This is a genomic window from Streptomyces sp. NBC_01351, assembly GCF_036237315.1.
In the GTDB taxonomy this organism is placed as follows: Bacteria; Actinomycetota; Actinomycetes; order Streptomycetales; family Streptomycetaceae; genus Streptomyces.
Map to the genome: position 1 here is coordinate 5,758,405 of NZ_CP108356.1, position 16,460 is coordinate 5,774,864.

A 16,460-nucleotide genomic window follows, 5' to 3' on the forward strand; every position below is an offset into this window, starting at 1 on the left:
TGTGAACGCCGTGGACGGAACCGAGGGGGCCGGCCGGCCGGTGGTTATCATCCGCTGTGCCCCATACGACCGCGCCACCCGACCGCCCCCGACGGCGAATATTCGCCGACCTGACCCCGCTCAGAACCTCCGTGCACTACCGGCGGCTGTGGGTCGGCGCAACCATCTCCTGGCTCGGGCAGGCGATGACCGCCCTCGCGATCTCGCTCCAGGTGTACGAGATCACCGGGTCGAACTTCGCGGTCGGGCTCGTCGGACTGTTCGCGCTCGTCCCGCTCGTCGCCTTCGGGCTCTACGCCGGCGCCATCGCCGACACTCTGGACCGGCGCAAGCTCGGCCTCTACAGCGCCCTCGGCTCCACCGGACTGTCGATCGCGCTCGCAGCGGCCGCGCTGCTCGACTACCACCGGGTCTGGTTCCTGTACGCCGTCGTCGCGCTCCAGGCGACGTGCGGGGCGCTCGCCGGACCGGCGCGGTCCGCCATGATCCCGCGGCTGCTGCCGGCCGAGCAGCTGCCCGCCGCCAATGCGCTGAACTCCGTGACCATGACCTCCGGGACCATGATCGGCCCGATGCTGGGCGGGTTCATCGTCGGCTGGTGGGGCTACCAGGCCGCCTACCTGATCGACGCCGTCACCTTCCTCGCCGCGCTCTACGCGATGTGGTTGCTGCCCGCCATGAAGCCCGACCGCGCCGAGGGCGCGCGGGGCAGGGCCTCCGTCCTCGACGGCCTGCGATTCCTCGGGACCCGGCCCAACATCCGGATGACCTTCTTCTCCGACATGGCCGCCATGGTGCTGGCACACCCCCGGGCGCTGTTCCCCGCCATCGCCGTGCTCTGGTACGGCGGCGACGCCAAGACGGTCGGCCTGCTGGTGGCCGCGCCCGCCGTGGGGGCGCTGCTCGGCGGCCTGTTCTCCGGCTGGCAGGGGCGGGTGCGCCGGCACGGGCTGGCGATCCTGATCTCCGTCGCCGGATGGGGGCTGGCCGTCGCGGTCTTCGGGCTGACCCGGAACCTGTGGCTCGGGCTGTTCTTCCTCGCCCTGGCCGGCTGCGCCGACACCATCTCGATGGTGTTCCGCAGCACGATGATGCAGGCCGCCACCCCGGACGAAATGCGGGGCCGCCTCCAGGGCGTCTTCATCGTGGTCGTCGCGGGCGGGCCCCGGCTCGGGGACTTCCTCGCCGGGACCGTCGCCGACCTGACCTCCCCCGCCGTGGCGGTCACCGGCGGGGGACTCGGGTGCGTGCTGGTGCTGGGACTGCTCGCCCTTCGGTGGCGCGGCTTCGCCCGCTACGACGCGCGGTCGCCGCAGGCCTGATCGCTGGGACCGCTGGGCGGGAAGGGGTCGGTGGGTTCCGCCAGGGCCGTGTGCGCGCCGGGGCATCTCCTCGGGCGCCGAACGTTTCCAGGGGTCGGAGGGCGAGGGGGGTGTGTTCGTCGCCCTGCGGGGACACCCCGGCACGCACCCGTCCCCGGCGGGCGGACGGACTAGGCGTCCACCGCCTCCCGGGTCCGGGCGCCGCCCGCGTCGCCGGTGTTGGACGTTCCGGCCGGCTCGAACAGCAGGATCGCGACCTCCTCGTCGGCGGCCGGGCAGTGCTCCACCCCGCGCGGGACGACGTACATCTCGCCGGGGCCGAGGGTCACGTCCCCGTCGCGCAGACGGATCGTCAGGGTGCCGCTGATCACGAGGAAGAGCTCGTCGGTGTCCTCGTGGGTGTGCCAGACGAACTCGCCCTGCAGCTTGGCGACCTTGACCTCGTAGTCGTTGACCCGCGCGATGCGGCGCTGCGCCCACTGCTCGGTGAAACCGGCCAGCTTCTCGGCGATGTTGACCTTTTCGATCTCCGGTGTCGTCATGTGGACAGACTCCCGGGCGACCGGGTGGCGGTCTTGTACGTTCCTGACATGGCCGCCATACGACCGCTCGGCACCGTCTCCGCCTGGCAGCCGCCGGTGAAGGGCATCGCCGAGGTCTTCCACGCCCGTTTCACCGAGCACGCCTACCCCGCCCACGTGCACGACACCTGGGCGCTGATGATCCTGGACGGCGGGCGCGTCGACTTCGCCCTCGACCGGGAGCGGCACGGCGTCGGGGTCTCGGACCACGTGGCCCTGCTGCCGCCCGGGGTGGTGCACGACGGGCGGACCGTGACCGAGGGCGGCTTCCGCAAGCGGGTGCTGTACCTGGACACCTCCGTGCTGCCGCAGCGGCTGACCGGGGCCGCGGTGGACGCCCCGCTGCTGGACGATCCCGCGCTGCGGGAGCGCGTGCACGGCCTGCACCTGGCGCTGGAGGAGCGGGGCGACCCCTTCGAGGCGGAGTCGCGGCTGGTCTTCGTACGGGAGCGGCTGCACCGGTGGCTGACCGGGCGCGAGGAGGCTCCCGGGCCGCCGGGAGAGGGGCTCCCCGGGCGCCTGCGGGAGCTGCTCGACGCGCGGGTGGTCGAGGGGATCACGCTGGAGGAGGCGTCGGCCGAGCTGGGGGGCGTCCACTCCACGCAGCTGATCCGCAGCTTCCGGACGGCGTACGGACTGCCGCCGCACGCGTACCTCACCGGGCGGCGGGTGGCGGTGGCCCGGAGGCTGCTGCTGGCCGGAATGCGGCCTGCCGAGGCGGCCGTGGCGGCGGGGTTCTACGACCAGGCGCACCTGGCGCGGCACTTCGGGCGGCACGTGGGCACCAGCCCGGGGGTTTTCGCCCGATCCGGCCGGTTGTGAAGGGCAGTTGGCCGGTTCGTTGCCGTCGTGTTGCGAGGCCTTCCGATTTCTTTCGATCCGACATATGACAGTTCGGCAGTTCAAAGTTCAGAACCCTCGCGTCATCCGTCGAACCAGGAGGAAGGCCTTCATGCGCCTTCGTACGCTCGCCACCACCGCGGTGGCCACCGCCGCGCTCTGCGGCACGCTCGTGCCGCCCGCCGCGGCCGCGGCCGGGCCGGCCGGAGGGGGCGGCGCCTGCTCCCCGTACCTCTCCGTCGCGGGCTACTCCGACTCCCTGGACAAGACCACGCTCGACGGGCGGCTGGTCGGCGGGATCTCCGCTCTCGCGCTCGACAAGGACGGCACGGTCGCGGCCGTCTCCGACAAGTCGGCCCTGTACTCGCTGAAGGTGGGCCGCGGGGACACCCCGACGGCCGCGGCCACCGCGCGGCTGCCGCTGACGGACGGCGCCGGGAAGGCGGTCGACTCCGAGGGGATCGTCGTCGACCGCGACGGGTCGTACCTGATCACGGACGAGTTCGCGCCCGCCATCAGGCGCTACGGCCGCGACGGTCAGGTGCTCGGCACGCTGCCGATCCCGGACGACTTCCGCCTCGCACCGGAGGGCCGGGCCGCCTTCAACACGACCTTCGAGTCGCTGACCCTGCTGCCCGGCGGCCACACGCTGGTCGCGGGTGTCGAGGGCGGGCTGGCCGGTGACGGCAAGGACGCGCAGGGCCGGACCCTCCAGCGGATCCAGACCTGGGAGCGGCGCGGCGGGGAGTTCGTCCTCGGCCGCCAGTACGCCTACCCGGTGGACGCGGGGCACGGCCTCGTCGAGCTCGCTCCCACCCGCGACGGGCGGCTGATCGTGCTGGAGCGCGGCTTCACGCGGGAGTTCGCGATCACCGTGCGGCTGTACGTCGCCGACCCGCTGTTCGCGAGCGACACCTCGAAGGTGGCGACCCTGGCCGATGGGCCGGGGCTGCGGCTCGCCCGCAAGACGCCGATCGGGGACTTCGACGACTGCCCGACGCTGGGCGCCCCGTCGAAGCTGCCGCAGAACCACCCCCTCGTCGACAACGTCGAGGCCCTGGTCGTCACCGACTACGACGGGGTCGGGCGGGTGCGGCTGCTCCTGGCCAGTGACGACAACGAGTTCCCGCAGCAGATCACCCGCCTGTACACGGCGGACGTGAAGCTGCCGAAGCGCAGGTTCTAGTCCCCGGCAGTGACGATTCCGCGAGCCACCCCCAGGGCCACCAGGTCCTGGGGGCGGATGCGCAGCTGGTCGGCCGTGGCGGGGGCGGCGGTCGCCGGGCGCTTGAGGATGGCCGCCGCCAGCTCCGGGGCGATCACCGAGAAGTAGCTGTCCGGGGTCACCCAGGTGTTCCCCGGCGCCGCCAGGGCGAGCGCGCCGCCCGAGCCGCCCTCGCCGATGAGCAGGGTGGACACGGGGACGGTGGCGCCGGCCAGCGCCGCGAAGGTGTCCGCGATGGCCGCGCCGGCGCCCGCGTGCTCGGCGGCGGCGTCGTTGGCCGCGCCGGGGGTGTCGACCAGGGTGAGCACCGGGATGCCGAGCCGGTCGGCCAGCCGGATCACGCGGGCGGCAGTACGGTAGCCCGCCGGGCGGGTGGCGGTGCCGCACTGGGCGGCGTACGCCACGGCCCGACCCTCGCGCAGCCCGAACCCGCACAGCATGCCGGGGTCGGTGCCGCCCGCGCGGTCCCCGGAGAGGGGCAGGCGGAGGGCGAAGTACGCGTCCAGGTACGCCCCGGCGCGCGGCCGGTCGGGGTGCCGGGCCTGCTGGACGGCGTCCCAGCCGGTCTGCGGAGCCGCTACTCCCCCAGCTACCGCTGGGAGGTGCCCCCAGGCCAGCGCGGCCGGGGGCTCGACGGGCCCGGCGGGGCGGGGCGCGGTCAGCACCCGGAGCCAGTCGGCCAGCGTCGCCGGGAGTTCGGCCGGGGGGACGACGGCGTCCACGTGCCCGGCGGCGTACTGCCCCTCGGCGGAGTAGGCCGCCGGATCGGCGTCCGCCGGGCGCACCCGGGAGCCCGCGAAACCGACCTGCGCCCCCGGCAGCGCGAGCACCACGTCGGCCCCGGCCCCCAGGGTGGCCCAGCCGCCACCGGTGGTGGGATCGCGCAGCACGGCCACCTGGGGCAGCCCCGCAGCCCGGGTCAACACGCACTGGCGGGCCACGCGCTGCAGCTGGGTCAGCGCGAGCATGCCCTCCTGCATGCGGGAGCCGCCGGTGGCGATGAGGGAGACGAGGGGGAGGCGGTGCGCGCGGGCGTGGGCGTACGCGGCCTCGAGCCGGTCTCCCGTGCGCCGGCCCAGCGAACCGCCGAGGAACCCGAACTCGAAGGAGATCACGGCCGCTTCGTGGCCCCCGATGCGGGCGGTTCCGGCGACGACGGACTCCTCCTCGCCGGTCCGCTCGGCGGCACGGGCCCGTGAGTCGTCGTAGCCGGCCCAGCCGAGGGGCCCGTCGGGCGGTGACTCCCGCTGGGGGACGGGGAGTTCGGCGAAGCTACCGGGATCGGTCACGGAGGCGATGGCCGCGCGGGCCGAGAGGCGGGTCGTCGTCACGGGGTCACCCTAGGGGGTGCGGGGGAGGCCCCGGGGAAACAGTGCCGCCGCGAAGAGGAGGGCGCCGAGAGGCAGCAGGTCGAGGCTGACGGCCATGGCGACCGTACCCAGCACCACCGCGACGGGCCGCCAGGGGCTGACGCGCCGCTGGACGGCGAGCTGGACCACGAGCCACAGGAGGCCGACGTAGAACAGCACCGGGCCGACGGTGTAGACGGCGGACAGCACCCCCGGGTGGCTCTGGACCTCCTCGAAGAGCCGCTCCATTCCCGGCCGGTCGGAGGCGCGAAACCCGACGACGAGGTCGATGGCGGCCTGGGCGACGACCGCCAGGGTGCCCGTCAGGCCGAGCAGGAGGCCGACGCCGGCACTCAGCCGCCCCGCCGCTCCGCCGCCGGGCCCGGTCATCCGGCGTAGGGCCGGTAAGACCAGGGCGAACTGCAACACCCCCACGAGCAGCGCGATGTGGCCCACGGTCCAGGCGGGGCCCGGACCGTGGTCGGGATCGCCGAGCCGGATGGCGCCGTAGGCGAGGAGGCACAGCGGTGCGGTGACGAAGGAGGCCCGGGTGAGGGTCGGTCGATTGGTCATGCACCGATCATGTCGACCGGGATGCCGGGCCGTACCAGGCATGACCCCGAGGGCACCCCTGAGTGGTCCCTGACCGCTCCCTGACCACTCCTTGGAGCGTCATCCCAGGGTCGGCAGCGGGAAGGCGATCTTGAGGGCGTAGGCGGCCACCAGGCCGTAACCGAGGCGGAAGGTCCATACGCGGGTGGTGTCGGAGATGCGGGTGCCGGCGAGGGCGCCGAGCGCGACGAGGGACTGCTGCCAGAGGAGCGAGGCGGCGCCGACGCCGAAGAGGAACGCGGCTCCGGCAGCGCCGGTGCGCAGGGTCGCGCCCTGGGCGGTGGTGAGGGCGGCGAAGTAGAGGGCGGTGGTGGGGTTGAGGGCGGTCAGCCCGACGTACCGCGCGAAGGCCTTGCCCGGCCGGGGGCGCGGGGTGGGTTCCGCCCCGGGGCTCTGCCCCGGACCCGCTGCCTCAAGCGCCGGCGAGGCCGGCTTTGCCTTCGTGAGGCCATGGCCGGCGATGGTCAGGAGGATCACGGCGGAGGTCAGTCGGACCCAGGGTTCGATCGGGGAGATGTGGGAGGCCACCCAGGGGCCGAGGGCGGTGGCGAGGGCCGCGTAGGCGAGGTCCACCGTCGCGATGCCCGCGGCCGCGGCGATCGCCGTGCGGCGGTGGCGCAACGCCTCCTGGAGCAGCAGCACGCTCATCGCGCCCATCGGCATCGCCACGCCCAGGCCCGCCACCGCGCCGCCCAGAGTGGGGGAGAGGAGTTCGGTCATGCCGAGAGGTTCGGGGGGCCGGGGCCGCGGACGCGGGCGAATATCGGGCCCGACTGCGAGAATCGCGGCATGGACCGCCTAGACAGGGAAATCCTCGGCATCCTGCAGGAGGATGCGCGGATCTCGTACCGGGACCTCGGCATCCGCGTCGGCCTCAGCGCCAACGCCACCGCCGACCGGGTGCGCCGGATGCGCCGGGAGGGGGTGATCCGCGGGTTCACCGTCGTCGTGGATCCCGCCGCCGACACCCGGGGCGGGCTCGTGGTCTTCATCGACCTCACGCTGCGCCAGGACACCACCAACGAGGAGTTCGAGCAGCAGGTCGTCAAACTGCCAGGGATCACGGAAGTGGTCCACGTGACAGGGGAGTACGACTACCTCGTACGGGCCCGCGCCGCCGATCCGGCCGCGCTGGACGCGTTGCTGCGGCGGCTCAAACGGGAGGCCGGCGTGGCCCAGTCCAGCACCCGCATCGCCCTCCGCGCCGCCAGTGGCTCCGCCGGGTCCCGCGGGGCTGGTTGAGAGGCTGCGCCTCAAAGACCGGGGCTCCGCCCCGAACCCCGCGCCTCAAACGCCGGCGAGGCTGGAATGTGCCCGGCCCCCACGAAGCCCGGCGAAGCCGAAGCGCGTACCCGACCCGACCCCGCCCGGGAGGGCTACAGCGCCGACTCCCACGTCACCGTCGTCCCCCGCGCACCCGATTCCGTACGGCCGTCGTCCGCGACCGTCAGGCGGACCCGGGTCGGCGTCGCGTCGATCTCCACGTCGATGGAGGCGACGTCGCTGCGCCGGTGCGCCGCCGCCAGGGCGCCGCGCAGCGCGGCGAGCAGGTCCCCGGTCACCGGCTCCGGGAGCAGCGCGTCCACCGCGCCCGCGAAGTGCACCGACGGCTGGAAGCCGAGCAGTACCGCCGCCCCGCCCGTCTCGCGCAGGACCCGGCCCCGGAAGGTCGTCGGGGCGTCGGTCGGCGGCTGCTGGAGGGCGAAGATGGCCGTCCGGACCTCCTGGATGGTGGAGTCCAGCTCGTCGACGGCGCGGCTGAGCTCCTCGCCGACCGTGTCCCCGCTCGGCGCGTTCGAGGAGCGCCGCCGGGTGGATTCCAGCATCATCTCCGTCGCGAACAGCCGCTGCACGACGAGGTCGTGCAGATCCCGCGCGATCCGGTCGCGGTCCTCGTAGACCGCGAGCTGCTCGCGGTCGTGCTGCGCGTCCGCCAGGACCAGGGCCAGCGCGGCCTGGGAGGCGAACTGCGAGGCCAGCAGCCGGTCCACCGCGTCGTACGCGGGACCGCCGCGGGCGCGCGGAAGGGCGAGGGTGCCGATCAGCTGGCCGCCGCTCTGGAGCGGAAGCATCATGCTGGGGCCGAACCGCTCCCGGACGTGCGTGGTCATCCGGGGGTCGGTCGCCGAGTCCTCTATGAAGACCGGCTCACCGCCCAGGAGTTGCCTCAGGACCGGGCTGCCCGGGGCGATGGCCGTGCCGACCAGGCCCCCGGGGTCCCCGTGGGTGGAGGCGGCGACGATCTCCATGCCGCCCTCGGGGGTCGGCTGGAGCACCACCCCGGCCGCGGCGTCCGCAAGCAGCCGGGCCCGTTCGGCCACGCACATCAGCGCGTCCGCCGCGGGCCGGCCGGCCAGCAGGGTGGTGGTCACGGCGGCGGCGCCCTCGATCCAGCGCTCCCGGCGGCGCGCGGTCTCGTACAGCCGGGCGTTGCCGATCGCTATCCCCGCCTGCGAGGCCAGCACCCGCAGCAGCGCGAGGTCCTCGTCGGTGAACGACCCGCCGCCCCGCTTCTCGGTGAGGTAGAGGTTGCCGAACACCTCCGTGTGCACCCGGATCGGGACGCCCAGGAAGCTGCGCATCGGAGGGTGCCCCGGCGGGAAGCCGACCGACCGGGGGTCCTGCGTGAGGTCGTCCTGCATCAGCGGGCGCGGGTCACTGACGAGGGCGCCGAGCACGCCGGAGCGGCCGTCCGGCAGGTGCGGGATCGCGGCCCGCTGCTCCTCGGTCATCCCGGAGGTGAACAGTTCGGTCAGCCGGACGCGCTCGGGGTCGACGACCCCGAGCCCTCCGTACCGCGCCGCGCACAGCTCGGCCGCCGAGTCCACGATGTGCTGGAGGGTGGTGCGCAGCTCCAGCTCGGAGCCGACGCTGAGCACCGCGTCCAGCAGCACGGGGAGGCCGGCCGTCTCCTCCGCGGGCTCCTGCCCGGCGTTCGTCATTCGGCCAGTGGGTTGAGAACCATGGGGGCGATCTTCCCTTCGAGCATCGCGCCGAGACCGAGCACGGCGCACACGTCCGGCCGTTCCGCGATGGCCACCGGCATCCCGGTGGCGTCCCGCAGCATCTGGTCCAGTCCGGGCAGCAGGGCGCTGCCACCCACCATCATGATCCCCCGGTCCGTCAGGTCCGCGACCAGGTCCGGCGGGCAGTCCCGCAGCACCTTGCCGATGCCGTCGAGGACGGCGGTCAGCGGGGTGTGGATGGCGTTCCGTACGGCGGCGGTGTCCACGTGGACGGAGCGGGCCAGCCCGGTGGCGACGTCGCGGCCGTGGATCAGGGTGGAGGCGGGGCCTCCGGCGTTGATCCCGTTGCCGTGCAGGGCCAGCTGGAGCGGCCGGACGGCCTGGCTGGGCAGCATCAGCTCGTGGGCGTGGCGCAGGTGCTGGACGACGGCGTGGTCGATGGCCTCGCCGCCGACGGGGATGCGTACGGCGGTGACGATGGAGCCGAGGGAGAGGACGGCCACCTGGGTGGCCGCGGCCCCGCACACCATGATCATCGTCGCGGTCGGCTGCTCCACGGGCAGTCCGCAGCCGACGGCCGCCGCGATCAGGGTGTCGACGAGTTCGACGCGGCGGGCGCCGAGCCCGACGAGGGTCTCCACCGCGGCCCGCTGGGCCAGGGGGTCCGCGTCGTGCGGGGTGCAGGCGGCGGCCCGCAGCCGCGGCTTGCGGCGCAGGGCCCGGCGCAGCTTCTCGCCGAGCAGGTGGCGCAGCATGCGCTGGGCCATCTCGATGTCGACGACGGTGCCGCCGGAGACGGGGCGCACGACCCGGATGTAGTCGGGCGTGCGGCCGGTCATCCGCTCGGCGAAGGTCCCCACGGCGATGAGTGCACCGGTCCGCGTGTTCACCGCGGCGCAGCTGGGCTCGTCGACCACGAGGCCGGCGCCCTTGACGTACACGCGGGTCCTCGCCGCCCCCAGGTCGACGGCGACGTGGCAGCGGCGCAACTGCTCAAGACTGACGGTCACGGCAGATCCTCCCGAGAGCGCTGACGCAAGAAGACCGGCGGAATTGCCGGTCGCTTTTCGTATCATCTCGGGCATTTCGGGCTAACCGCCCGTTGTGCTGCTCCGGTCGGGGGGTCTGTCGCGGCTGCATGGGGGTGGATTTTTGTACCGACAGGCAACACGATGCCCGCACCGCACGCGCTACTCGCGCGTAACAAGGTAAAGGGGACCCGATGCTGACGACCCGCCAGAGGTTGCTGGCCCTCCTGACGCTGTGCCTGGCGCTGCTCGCGCCCGCGGCCGCCCGTGCCGCCGACCGGGGGGTGGTCGGGGCCGCCGACCAGGCGTCATCGCGCAATCCGGTGGTCTTCGTGCACGGTTACAACGCGGATCCGGGCGTCTGGGGAGCCCTGCGCGGGGACCTGCGTGCCGCCGGGTACGCCGACTCGGAGCTCTTCTCCTTCGGTTACGACACCCACCAGTCGGTCAACGAGGTCCTCTCCGGCCGGCTCGCCGCCTACGTCGAGGACGTCCGCAGGCAGACCGGCGCCGCCAAGGTCGACGTCGTCTCGCACTCCTTCGGCTCGCTGGTGAGCCGCTGGTACGTGAAGTTCGGCGGCGGCGGGGCCGCCGTGGACCACTGGGTCTCGCTGGCCGGACCCAACCGCGGCACCTCCACCGCCTGGGCCTGCGCCCTGTGGGACCAGGCGTGCCGGGACATGACCCCCGGGTCGTACGTCGTGAAGAACCTGAACGGCGGGGACGAGACCCCGGGCGCCGTGAAGTACGCGACTTTCTGGTCCAACTGCGACGAAGTCGTCAACCCGGACGACAGCGTCCCGCTGACCGGGGCGGCCAACACGCCGGTCGGCTGCCTCAAGCACAACGACCTGCTCGGCGACGACGGGACCTCGGCGGGCGTCCGCGCCTTCCTCGCGTCCTAACCCTCCCCGGGCAGGGAGACCCGCTGGAGCAGGCCGTACGTGAACTCCGCCACGCACGGCCGCTCCAGCACCTCGAAGGCGAGGCGCCAGCGGGTCGGCGCGGTGCCCTCCATCGGCCGGACCGGGGCGAAGGCCCGCGCCACCTCGTCCACCGTCGCCGACCAGGGCCGCAGGTCCTCGGGCGAGTCCAGTACGGGCCCGCGCGCGCCCGGGGCCCGGACCAGCCACTCGTTCCACACCGCTCCGTCCGGCGCGGCCAGCACCTCGAAGCGCAGGTCGGGCCAGAGCGGCACCGGCCACAGCAGGGCCTCGCACTCCAGGTCGCCGATCCTGCGCCGCTCGGTCGACTCCGGAGGGCCGAGCACCGAGCGGTAGCGGGCGAGGGCGCCGCGGGAGCGGGGTGACCGCGCCATGGCCTGCCAGCGCTTGTTCGCCTCCCGCTGGTCCGCGAGGGTGGCGCCGAGCCGGCGGCGGGCCTCGTCGGCGAGCTCCGGCTGGAAGTCCGCCATCCGCCGCAACAGCACCAACTGGAAGGCGGCGGGGCCGAAGAATGTCCCGGTGGATGTCATGGAGGGAACGATTCCACACAGGATCCTTACGTTCCCGGGATCCGGATGTGGCCGGGGACCACGTAGCCTGCGGGCGCCATGAACTACTGCCACGCCTGCCGGAGGCACCTCAATGGCGCACTGGCGTGCGCGGGGTGCGGAACCCCGGCCGAGTACCTGCCCGCCGCGCCGCCCGCCGCGGCGGTGCCGCCGATGCCCGAGGCGCCGACCGCGTCGACCACGCCGACCGCCCTGGCCGACGTGTACGCCGACTCGCTCGTCACCCTGTCCGCCCCGAACGAGCGCCGGGCCGGTGCGCGCCGCCGCAGCGCGCGCCGCAAGCGCAGCCGTACGACGCTGACCGTCGCGCTCGGGGTGGTGATCGCCGGCGCGGCCTCGCTGCTGGCGGTCAACGTGCTCGGGGACGGGGAGCGCAGCGACCGTGCCTCCACGGTGGTGCTGACCGACGACGGCCCGCAGCAGCCCGCCCCGCTGCCCGACCTGCCGACCTCCGGCGCGCCCACGGGCCCGTCCGGGAAGGCCACGGCCAAGGTGGCCGCCGGGCCCACGAAGAAGAGCGGTACCGGGGCGCCTTCCGGAGGCGCTGCGCAGCCGGCGCCGGTGTCCTCCGCCCCCGCGCCCGTGACGTCGGCATCGCCGTCCGCGACGTCCCGCGTCGGGGGCAGCGCGAAGCCGACCGTGTCGGGCACGCCGACGCAGAGCCCCACCGGCAACCAGCAGTCGCTGATCCCGCCCCCGCCCCCGCCCTCGCCGCCGCCCGCGCCGCCCGAGGACTGCGGCTTCCTCGGCTGGAAGTGCTGGTAGGGGCGGCGGCTAGCCGCCCAGCATCCGCTTGAGCAGGTCCCGCAGCACCGCCCGCTCCGCCGGGGACAGCCCGGAGAGGGGTTCGCGGGCGAAGTCCAGGGACTCGCGCAGCCGCTCCGCGGTCTGCCGGCCCTCCTCGGTGGGGGCGGCCAGCTTCACCCGGCGGTCGGCGGGATCCGGGTGCCGCTCCACCAGGCCGCGGGTCTCCAGCCGGTCGACGATCCCCGTCACGTTGGACGGCTCGCAGCGCAGCTTCTGCGCGATGCGGCGCATCGGCATCGGATCCAGGGCGAGCATGGTGAGCACCTTGGCCTGCGCGCCGGTCAGCTGGTGGCTGGCGGCCGCGTGCTCGTACTCCATGTGGTAGCGGGCCACGACGTCGCCGATGAGTTCGACGACCTCGATGGTCACTGGGTCTGTGCGACGACTGGGCATGGATCCAGAGTACCCACTTACTTGACAACATGAAATATCCAGGCGCATGGTTGTTTCACCTAGTGAAGCAATTCCGTTCTTACCAGGAGCGCCGCATGTCTGAGATCCCCGCCGTGAGCCGCGAGTGGCACCTCGTCCGTCGCCCGCAGGGCTGGCCCGTCGCCGAGGACTTCGCCCTGCGCGAGGTGCCCGTGTCGGCCGAGCCCGCCGCCGGCCGGATCCTCGTACGCAACCTCCACATGTCCGTGGACCCGTACATGCGCGGCCGGATGAACGACGTGAAGTCGTACATCCCGCCGTTCCAGCTCGACGAGCCGATGCAGGGCGGCGCGGTCGGCGAGGTCGTCGCCTCCGCAGCCGAGGGCTTCGCCGTCGGCGACCACGTCCTGCACCACCTGGGCTGGCGCGAGTACGCGGAGCTCGACGCGAAGTTCGCCACCAAGGTGGACGCCTCGCTCGCCCCGCTCTCCGCCTACCTCGGCGTGCTCGGCATGCCGGGCCTGACCGCCTATGCCGGCCTCTTCGAGGTCGCCTCCTTCAAGGAGGGCGACTCCGTCTTCGTCTCCGGCGCGGCCGGTGCCGTCGGCAGCCTCGTGGGCCAGTTCGCCAAGATCAAGGGCGCCTCCCGGGTGATCGGCTCCGCCGGCTCGGACGAAAAGGTGACGGTCCTCACAGAGAAGTACGGCTTCGACGCCGCCTTCAACTACAAGAACGGCCCCGTCGCCGAGCAGCTCCCCGCCTCCGCCCCCGAGGGCATCGACGTCTACTTCGACAACGTCGGCGGTGACCACCTGGAGGCCGCGATCTCCTCGATGAAGGTGAACGGCCGCGCCACCCTGTGCGGGGCGATAGCCGGATACAACGAGACCGAGGCCGCCCCCGGTCCGCGCAACCTGATGCAGGTCATCGGCAAGCGGCTGCGCCTGCAGGGCATCCTCGTCAACGACCACGCCGGCCTCCAGCAGCAGTTCGTCCAGGACGTCGCCGGATGGCTGCGTTCCGGTGAGCTCCGGTACGACGAGACGGTCGTCGAAGGCGTGGAGAACGCGACCTCCGCGTTCCTGGGAATGCTGCGCGGCGAGAACACCGGAAAGATGATCGTTTCTTTCACCGGTTAGGCTCTCTGCACACCGTTGTGACCGTGGGCGCGAGTCGCGACGATTATCAGGAGGATTTTCTTACATGTCGATCCAGCAGTCCGACGTCGCGTACACCGCTGTCGCCACCGCCGAGAACGGCCGCGACGGCCGCGTCGCCACCAACGACGGGTCGCTCGACGTCGTCGTGAACCCGCCGAAGGAGCTCGGTGGCAGCGGCGCCGGCACCAACCCGGAGCAGCTGTTCGCCGCTGGCTACAGCGCCTGCTTCCAGGGCGCCCTGGGCGTCGTCGCGAAGAACGTGAACGCCGACATCTCCGGCTCCACCGTCACCGCCGAGGTCGGCATCGGCAAGAACGACGAGGGCTTCGGCCTGATCGTCAAGATCTCCGCCGTGATCCCGAACGTGGACGCCGCCACCGCCAAGGACCTCATCGAGAAGGCCCACGAGGTCTGCCCGTACTCCAAGGCCACCCGCGGCAACATCACCGTCGAGCTCGCCGTCTGATCCGGCACCCGCTCGCCGAAGGCCGCACCCCGTCGGGGTGCGGCCTTCGCCGTCAACGGGGGGTCCTAAACTGCCCCCATGGGTGATCTTGCGCGGGGCTTCCGGTATCTGCTGGCCGGACAGCGATGGGTGTTGCGGCACGGCCGCTGGTTCGGCTTCGGGCTGCTGCCCGGGCTGGTCTCGCTCGTCCTGTACGCCGGCGCGCTGATCGGCCTCGGCTACGGCGCCGACGACTTCACGGCCTGGGCCACCCCCTTCGCCGACGACTGGGCCTCGCCCTGGATCGGCCTCTTCCGGGGCTTCCTGACCGCCCTGGTGATCTGCCTGGGGCTCTTCCTCTCGGTCATCACCTTCACCGCCGTGACCCTGCTGATCGGCCAGCCGTTCTACGAGTCCCTCTCCGAGCAGGTCGACCGTAGCGAGGGCGGCGAGGCCCCCGAGTCCGGGATGCCGCTCTGGCTGGAACTGTGGGTCTCGGCCCGGGACAGCGTGAAGGTGCTCGGCAGGGTGGTCCTGTACGGGCTCCTGCTCTTCGCCCTCGGCTTCATCCCGGTCATCGGGCAGACCGTCGTCCCGGTGCTCGGGTTCTGCGTCTCCGGCTACTTCCTCACCCAGGAGCTGACCTCCGTCGCCCTCCAGCGCCGCAAGGTGGAGCTGCCCGAGCGACTGGTCCTGCTGCGCTCGCGACGGCTGCTGGTGCTGGGCTTCGGCGTGCCGCTGGTGCTGGCGTTCCTGGTGCCGCTGGTCGCGGTGTTCCTGATGCCGGGCGCGGTGGCGGGCGCCACGCTGATGGTGCGCGACCTGATGAACGTCGACGACGAGCCCTCCGAGCCCCCGGCCACCGAGGCGCCCACCGGCTTCGGCCCGCCCCCGCCCGCCTACTCGTAGCTACCGCTTCAGCAGGGTGATCGCCCCGGCCGTGTCCTCCCCGCCGTGGGCCGCCGGATCGGCGGTCAGCCGGCGGCGCATGAGTTCCAGGTACGGGGAGATCAGCTCGGGGCTGACCCGCTGCTCCTCGGCGGTGCGCAGCAGGGTGCCGGTGGCCGCGACCTGCATGGCCAGGCTGGACACCACCCCGGTGGTGAAGTCCCGAGAGGTCAGCCGTTCGGCGGTGCTCCCGACGAAGAAGCCCATCGCGCCGAGCCATTCGGACAGCAGCGGAGCCAGGTCCTTCGGGGCGATGTCCTCGCCGTCGATCAGCGCGTAGGCGTGCGAGATGCCGGCGAACAGCCCGTACATCGCGCTGAGCAGCGCCACGTCGTGCAGCGCGGCGTGACCGGGGTCCTCGCCGACGAACCGGGCCCCGGCCGGGACCTCCAGCGCTGCCCGGTGGGTGTCGAACAGGGCGCGCGAGCCGCTGTAGAAGACGTAGCCCCCGGCCTCGGGGACGCCGATCATCGTGGGCGTGGCCATGATCCCGCCGTCCACGAACCGGGCCCCGCGCTCCTCGGCCCAGGCGGCCCGTGCGCGCCCCTCGGCCGGGGTGCCGGTGGTGAGGTTGACCAGGTCCTTGCCGGTCAGGTCGACCCCTTGCAGGGCGGAGCCGATGGAGGCGTCGTCGAGCAGGCAGAGCACGACGAGCCGGCTCGCGGCCACCGCCTCGGCGGGGCTGGTGGCGACGTCGGCCCCTTCGGCCGCGAGTGCCTCGGCCTTGGCGGCGGTGCGGTTCCAGACGGTGATCCGGTGCCCGGCGGCGAGCCACGTGCGGGCGAGGGCGGTGCCCATGTCACCGAGGCCGAGGAGGGTGAGCGAGTTTCGGGGTGTGTTGTCGGTCATGCGGTTTAGCCTGGTGGCAGGCCGTGAGGCTCTCAAGTACGCACTTCGGAGTGGGTGGTTACCCCGAGGTGAGCGAGCAGGTGGGGAGGGGTGTGACCGATGGCACTGACACAGAGGCCCGGTGCGGATCACTGCGGGATCGCCGCGGCGATGTCCGTGATCGACGGCAAATGGAAGGTCTCGATCCTGTGGGAGCTGGACCAGCGCCCGCGCCGCTTCGGTGAACTGCGCAGGCTCGTCCCCGGCGTCTCCGAGAAGGTGCTCGCCGCCCAGCTGCGCGAGATGGAGGTGGACGGCCTCGTCCACCGCGAGGTGTACGAGGAGGTTCCGCCGCGCGTCGAGTATTCCCTGACCCCACTGGGCCAGGGGCTGAACACGGCGCTGGAGGCCCTGGGCCAGTGGGGCGCGCAGAACCTCCTCCCCGTCACGGCGTAGCGCCGGCG

Annotated in this window: 19 protein-coding genes; 10 read left to right on the forward strand and 9 right to left on the reverse strand. The window is 73.1% G+C overall.

The window, feature by feature from the left end; genetic code table 11:
• Positions 1-56: 56 nt before the first annotated feature.
• Positions 57-1,322, forward strand: a complete 1,266-nt coding sequence (locus OG625_RS26485) for an MFS transporter (RefSeq protein ID WP_329385949.1) — start codon at positions 57-59, stop codon at positions 1,320-1,322.
• A 170-nt stretch (positions 1,323-1,492) separates the two neighbouring features.
• Here the strand turns inward: OG625_RS26485 and OG625_RS26490 are convergent, their stop codons facing one another.
• Positions 1,493-1,864 (reverse strand): cupin domain-containing protein, encoded by a 372-nt coding sequence (locus OG625_RS26490; RefSeq protein WP_329385952.1) that lies wholly within the window; start codon positions 1,862-1,864, stop codon positions 1,493-1,495.
• Between the two features lie 48 nt (positions 1,865-1,912).
• On the opposite strand from OG625_RS26490, the gene OG625_RS26495 reads away from it, so the two are divergent.
• Positions 1,913-2,725 carry a helix-turn-helix domain-containing protein gene (locus tag OG625_RS26495; protein ID WP_329385953.1) on the forward strand — a complete coding sequence of 271 codons (813 nt, stop codon included), beginning with the start codon at positions 1,913-1,915 and terminating at the stop codon, positions 2,723-2,725.
• Positions 2,726-2,855: 130 nt separating this feature from the next.
• Positions 2,856-3,929, forward strand: a complete 1,074-nt coding sequence (locus OG625_RS26500) for an esterase-like activity of phytase family protein (RefSeq protein ID WP_329385955.1) — start codon at positions 2,856-2,858, stop codon at positions 3,927-3,929.
• On the opposite strand, the gene OG625_RS26505 is transcribed toward OG625_RS26500, so the two are convergent.
• The 3 genes from OG625_RS26505 to OG625_RS26515 form a co-directional block, all read right to left on the reverse strand.
• Positions 3,926-5,299 (reverse strand): carboxyl transferase domain-containing protein, encoded by a 1,374-nt coding sequence (locus OG625_RS26505; protein ID WP_329385957.1) that lies wholly within the window; start codon positions 5,297-5,299, stop codon positions 3,926-3,928. The two genes, OG625_RS26500 and OG625_RS26505, sit on opposite strands and share 4 nt — an antisense overlap.
• A 9-nt stretch (positions 5,300-5,308) precedes the next feature.
• On the reverse strand, positions 5,309-5,890 hold the full coding sequence (locus OG625_RS26510) for a hypothetical protein (protein ID WP_329385959.1): 582 nt from the start codon (positions 5,888-5,890) through the stop codon (positions 5,309-5,311).
• A gap of 99 nt (positions 5,891-5,989) precedes the next feature.
• Positions 5,990-6,649 (reverse strand): LysE family transporter, encoded by a 660-nt coding sequence (locus OG625_RS26515; RefSeq protein WP_329385961.1) that lies wholly within the window; start codon positions 6,647-6,649, stop codon positions 5,990-5,992.
• Between the two features lie 69 nt (positions 6,650-6,718).
• Here OG625_RS26515 and OG625_RS26520 point away from each other — a divergent pair, with 69 nt between their 5' ends.
• Entirely contained in the window at positions 6,719-7,171 is a 453-nt protein-coding gene (locus OG625_RS26520) for an Lrp/AsnC family transcriptional regulator (RefSeq protein WP_329385963.1), read from the forward strand.
• Positions 7,172-7,305: 134 nt separating this feature from the next.
• Here the strand turns inward: OG625_RS26520 and OG625_RS26525 are convergent, their stop codons facing one another.
• Together OG625_RS26525 and OG625_RS26530 are read right to left on the reverse strand one after the other, a co-directional pair.
• Entirely contained in the window at positions 7,306-8,871 is a 1,566-nt protein-coding gene (locus OG625_RS26525; RefSeq protein ID WP_329385965.1) for a GAF domain-containing protein, read from the reverse strand.
• Complete coding sequence (locus OG625_RS26530; protein WP_329385967.1) at positions 8,868-9,905, reverse strand: rod shape-determining protein; 1,038 nt, start codon at positions 9,903-9,905, stop codon at positions 8,868-8,870. The genes OG625_RS26525 and OG625_RS26530 overlap by 4 nt, the downstream gene beginning before the upstream one ends.
• A 212-nt stretch (positions 9,906-10,117) precedes the next feature.
• Between OG625_RS26530 and OG625_RS26535 the strand changes: the two genes are divergently transcribed.
• Entirely contained in the window at positions 10,118-10,828 is a 711-nt protein-coding gene (locus OG625_RS26535) for an esterase/lipase family protein (RefSeq protein ID WP_329385969.1), read from the forward strand.
• Here the strand turns inward: OG625_RS26535 and OG625_RS26540 are convergent.
• Positions 10,825-11,397 carry a hypothetical protein gene (locus tag OG625_RS26540; RefSeq protein ID WP_329385971.1) on the reverse strand — a complete coding sequence of 191 codons (573 nt, stop codon included), beginning with the start codon at positions 11,395-11,397 and terminating at the stop codon, positions 10,825-10,827. The two genes, OG625_RS26535 and OG625_RS26540, sit on opposite strands and share 4 nt — an antisense overlap.
• Before the next feature lie 78 nt (positions 11,398-11,475).
• Between OG625_RS26540 and OG625_RS26545 the strand changes: the two genes are divergently transcribed.
• On the forward strand, positions 11,476-12,201 hold the full coding sequence (locus OG625_RS26545) for an SCO2400 family protein (RefSeq protein WP_329385973.1): 726 nt from the start codon (positions 11,476-11,478) through the stop codon (positions 12,199-12,201).
• A 9-nt stretch (positions 12,202-12,210) separates the two neighbouring features.
• Here OG625_RS26545 and OG625_RS26550 read toward each other — a convergent pair whose 3' ends face one another.
• Complete coding sequence (locus OG625_RS26550; RefSeq protein WP_329385975.1) at positions 12,211-12,636, reverse strand: MarR family winged helix-turn-helix transcriptional regulator; 426 nt, start codon at positions 12,634-12,636, stop codon at positions 12,211-12,213.
• Between the two features lie 95 nt (positions 12,637-12,731).
• On the opposite strand from OG625_RS26550, the gene OG625_RS26555 reads away from it, so the two are divergent.
• The 3 genes from OG625_RS26555 to OG625_RS26565 all read left to right on the forward strand — a co-directional run bounded on the left by OG625_RS26555 (position 12,732) and on the right by OG625_RS26565 (position 15,129).
• Complete coding sequence (locus OG625_RS26555) at positions 12,732-13,754, forward strand: NADP-dependent oxidoreductase (RefSeq protein ID WP_329385977.1); 1,023 nt, start codon at positions 12,732-12,734, stop codon at positions 13,752-13,754.
• 64 nt (positions 13,755-13,818) lie between these two features.
• On the forward strand, positions 13,819-14,241 hold the full coding sequence (locus OG625_RS26560; RefSeq protein ID WP_329385979.1) for an organic hydroperoxide resistance protein: 423 nt from the start codon (positions 13,819-13,821) through the stop codon (positions 14,239-14,241).
• A 78-nt stretch (positions 14,242-14,319) separates the two neighbouring features.
• Positions 14,320-15,129: an EI24 domain-containing protein gene (locus OG625_RS26565; protein ID WP_329385980.1), complete on the forward strand. Its 810-nt coding sequence runs from the start codon at positions 14,320-14,322 to the stop codon at positions 15,127-15,129.
• Here OG625_RS26565 and OG625_RS26570 read toward each other — a convergent pair whose 3' ends face one another.
• The gene (locus OG625_RS26570; protein ID WP_329385981.1) at positions 15,130-16,017 is read right to left on the reverse strand and encodes an NAD(P)-dependent oxidoreductase; all 888 of its coding nucleotides are present in this window, start codon (positions 16,015-16,017) and stop codon (positions 15,130-15,132) included.
• Between the two features lie 99 nt (positions 16,018-16,116).
• Between OG625_RS26570 and OG625_RS26575 the strand changes: the two genes are divergently transcribed.
• A complete protein-coding gene (locus OG625_RS26575; RefSeq protein WP_329385983.1) occupies positions 16,117-16,452 on the forward strand; it encodes a winged helix-turn-helix transcriptional regulator in 336 nt (111 codons plus the stop codon).
• Positions 16,453-16,460: the final 8 nt, after the last annotated feature.

Coding starts and splice junctions, on each gene's coding strand:
- OG625_RS26490 (WP_329385952.1), bottom strand. CDS start 1,864: ATGACGACACCGGAGATCGAAAAGGTCAACATCGCCGAGAAGCTGGCC.
- OG625_RS26495 (WP_329385953.1), top strand. CDS start 1,913: ATGGCCGCCATACGACCGCTCGGCACCGTCTCCGCCTGGCAGCCGCCG.
- OG625_RS26500 (WP_329385955.1), top strand. CDS start 2,856: ATGCGCCTTCGTACGCTCGCCACCACCGCGGTGGCCACCGCCGCGCTC.
- OG625_RS26510 (WP_329385959.1), bottom strand. CDS start 5,890: ATGACCAATCGACCGACCCTCACCCGGGCCTCCTTCGTCACCGCACCG.
- OG625_RS26515 (WP_329385961.1), bottom strand. CDS start 6,649: ATGACCGAACTCCTCTCCCCCACTCTGGGCGGCGCGGTGGCGGGCCTG.
- OG625_RS26520 (WP_329385963.1), top strand. CDS start 6,719: ATGGACCGCCTAGACAGGGAAATCCTCGGCATCCTGCAGGAGGATGCG.
- OG625_RS26525 (WP_329385965.1), bottom strand. CDS start 8,871: ATGACGAACGCCGGGCAGGAGCCCGCGGAGGAGACGGCCGGCCTCCCC.
- OG625_RS26535 (WP_329385969.1), top strand. CDS start 10,118: ATGCTGACGACCCGCCAGAGGTTGCTGGCCCTCCTGACGCTGTGCCTG.
- OG625_RS26540 (WP_329385971.1), bottom strand. CDS start 11,397: ATGACATCCACCGGGACATTCTTCGGCCCCGCCGCCTTCCAGTTGGTG.
- OG625_RS26545 (WP_329385973.1), top strand. CDS start 11,476: ATGAACTACTGCCACGCCTGCCGGAGGCACCTCAATGGCGCACTGGCG.
- OG625_RS26550 (WP_329385975.1), bottom strand. CDS start 12,636: ATGCCCAGTCGTCGCACAGACCCAGTGACCATCGAGGTCGTCGAACTC.
- OG625_RS26555 (WP_329385977.1), top strand. CDS start 12,732: ATGTCTGAGATCCCCGCCGTGAGCCGCGAGTGGCACCTCGTCCGTCGC.
- OG625_RS26560 (WP_329385979.1), top strand. CDS start 13,819: ATGTCGATCCAGCAGTCCGACGTCGCGTACACCGCTGTCGCCACCGCC.
- OG625_RS26565 (WP_329385980.1), top strand. CDS start 14,320: ATGGGTGATCTTGCGCGGGGCTTCCGGTATCTGCTGGCCGGACAGCGA.
- OG625_RS26570 (WP_329385981.1), bottom strand. CDS start 16,017: ATGACCGACAACACACCCCGAAACTCGCTCACCCTCCTCGGCCTCGGT.
- OG625_RS26575 (WP_329385983.1), top strand. CDS start 16,117: ATGGCACTGACACAGAGGCCCGGTGCGGATCACTGCGGGATCGCCGCG.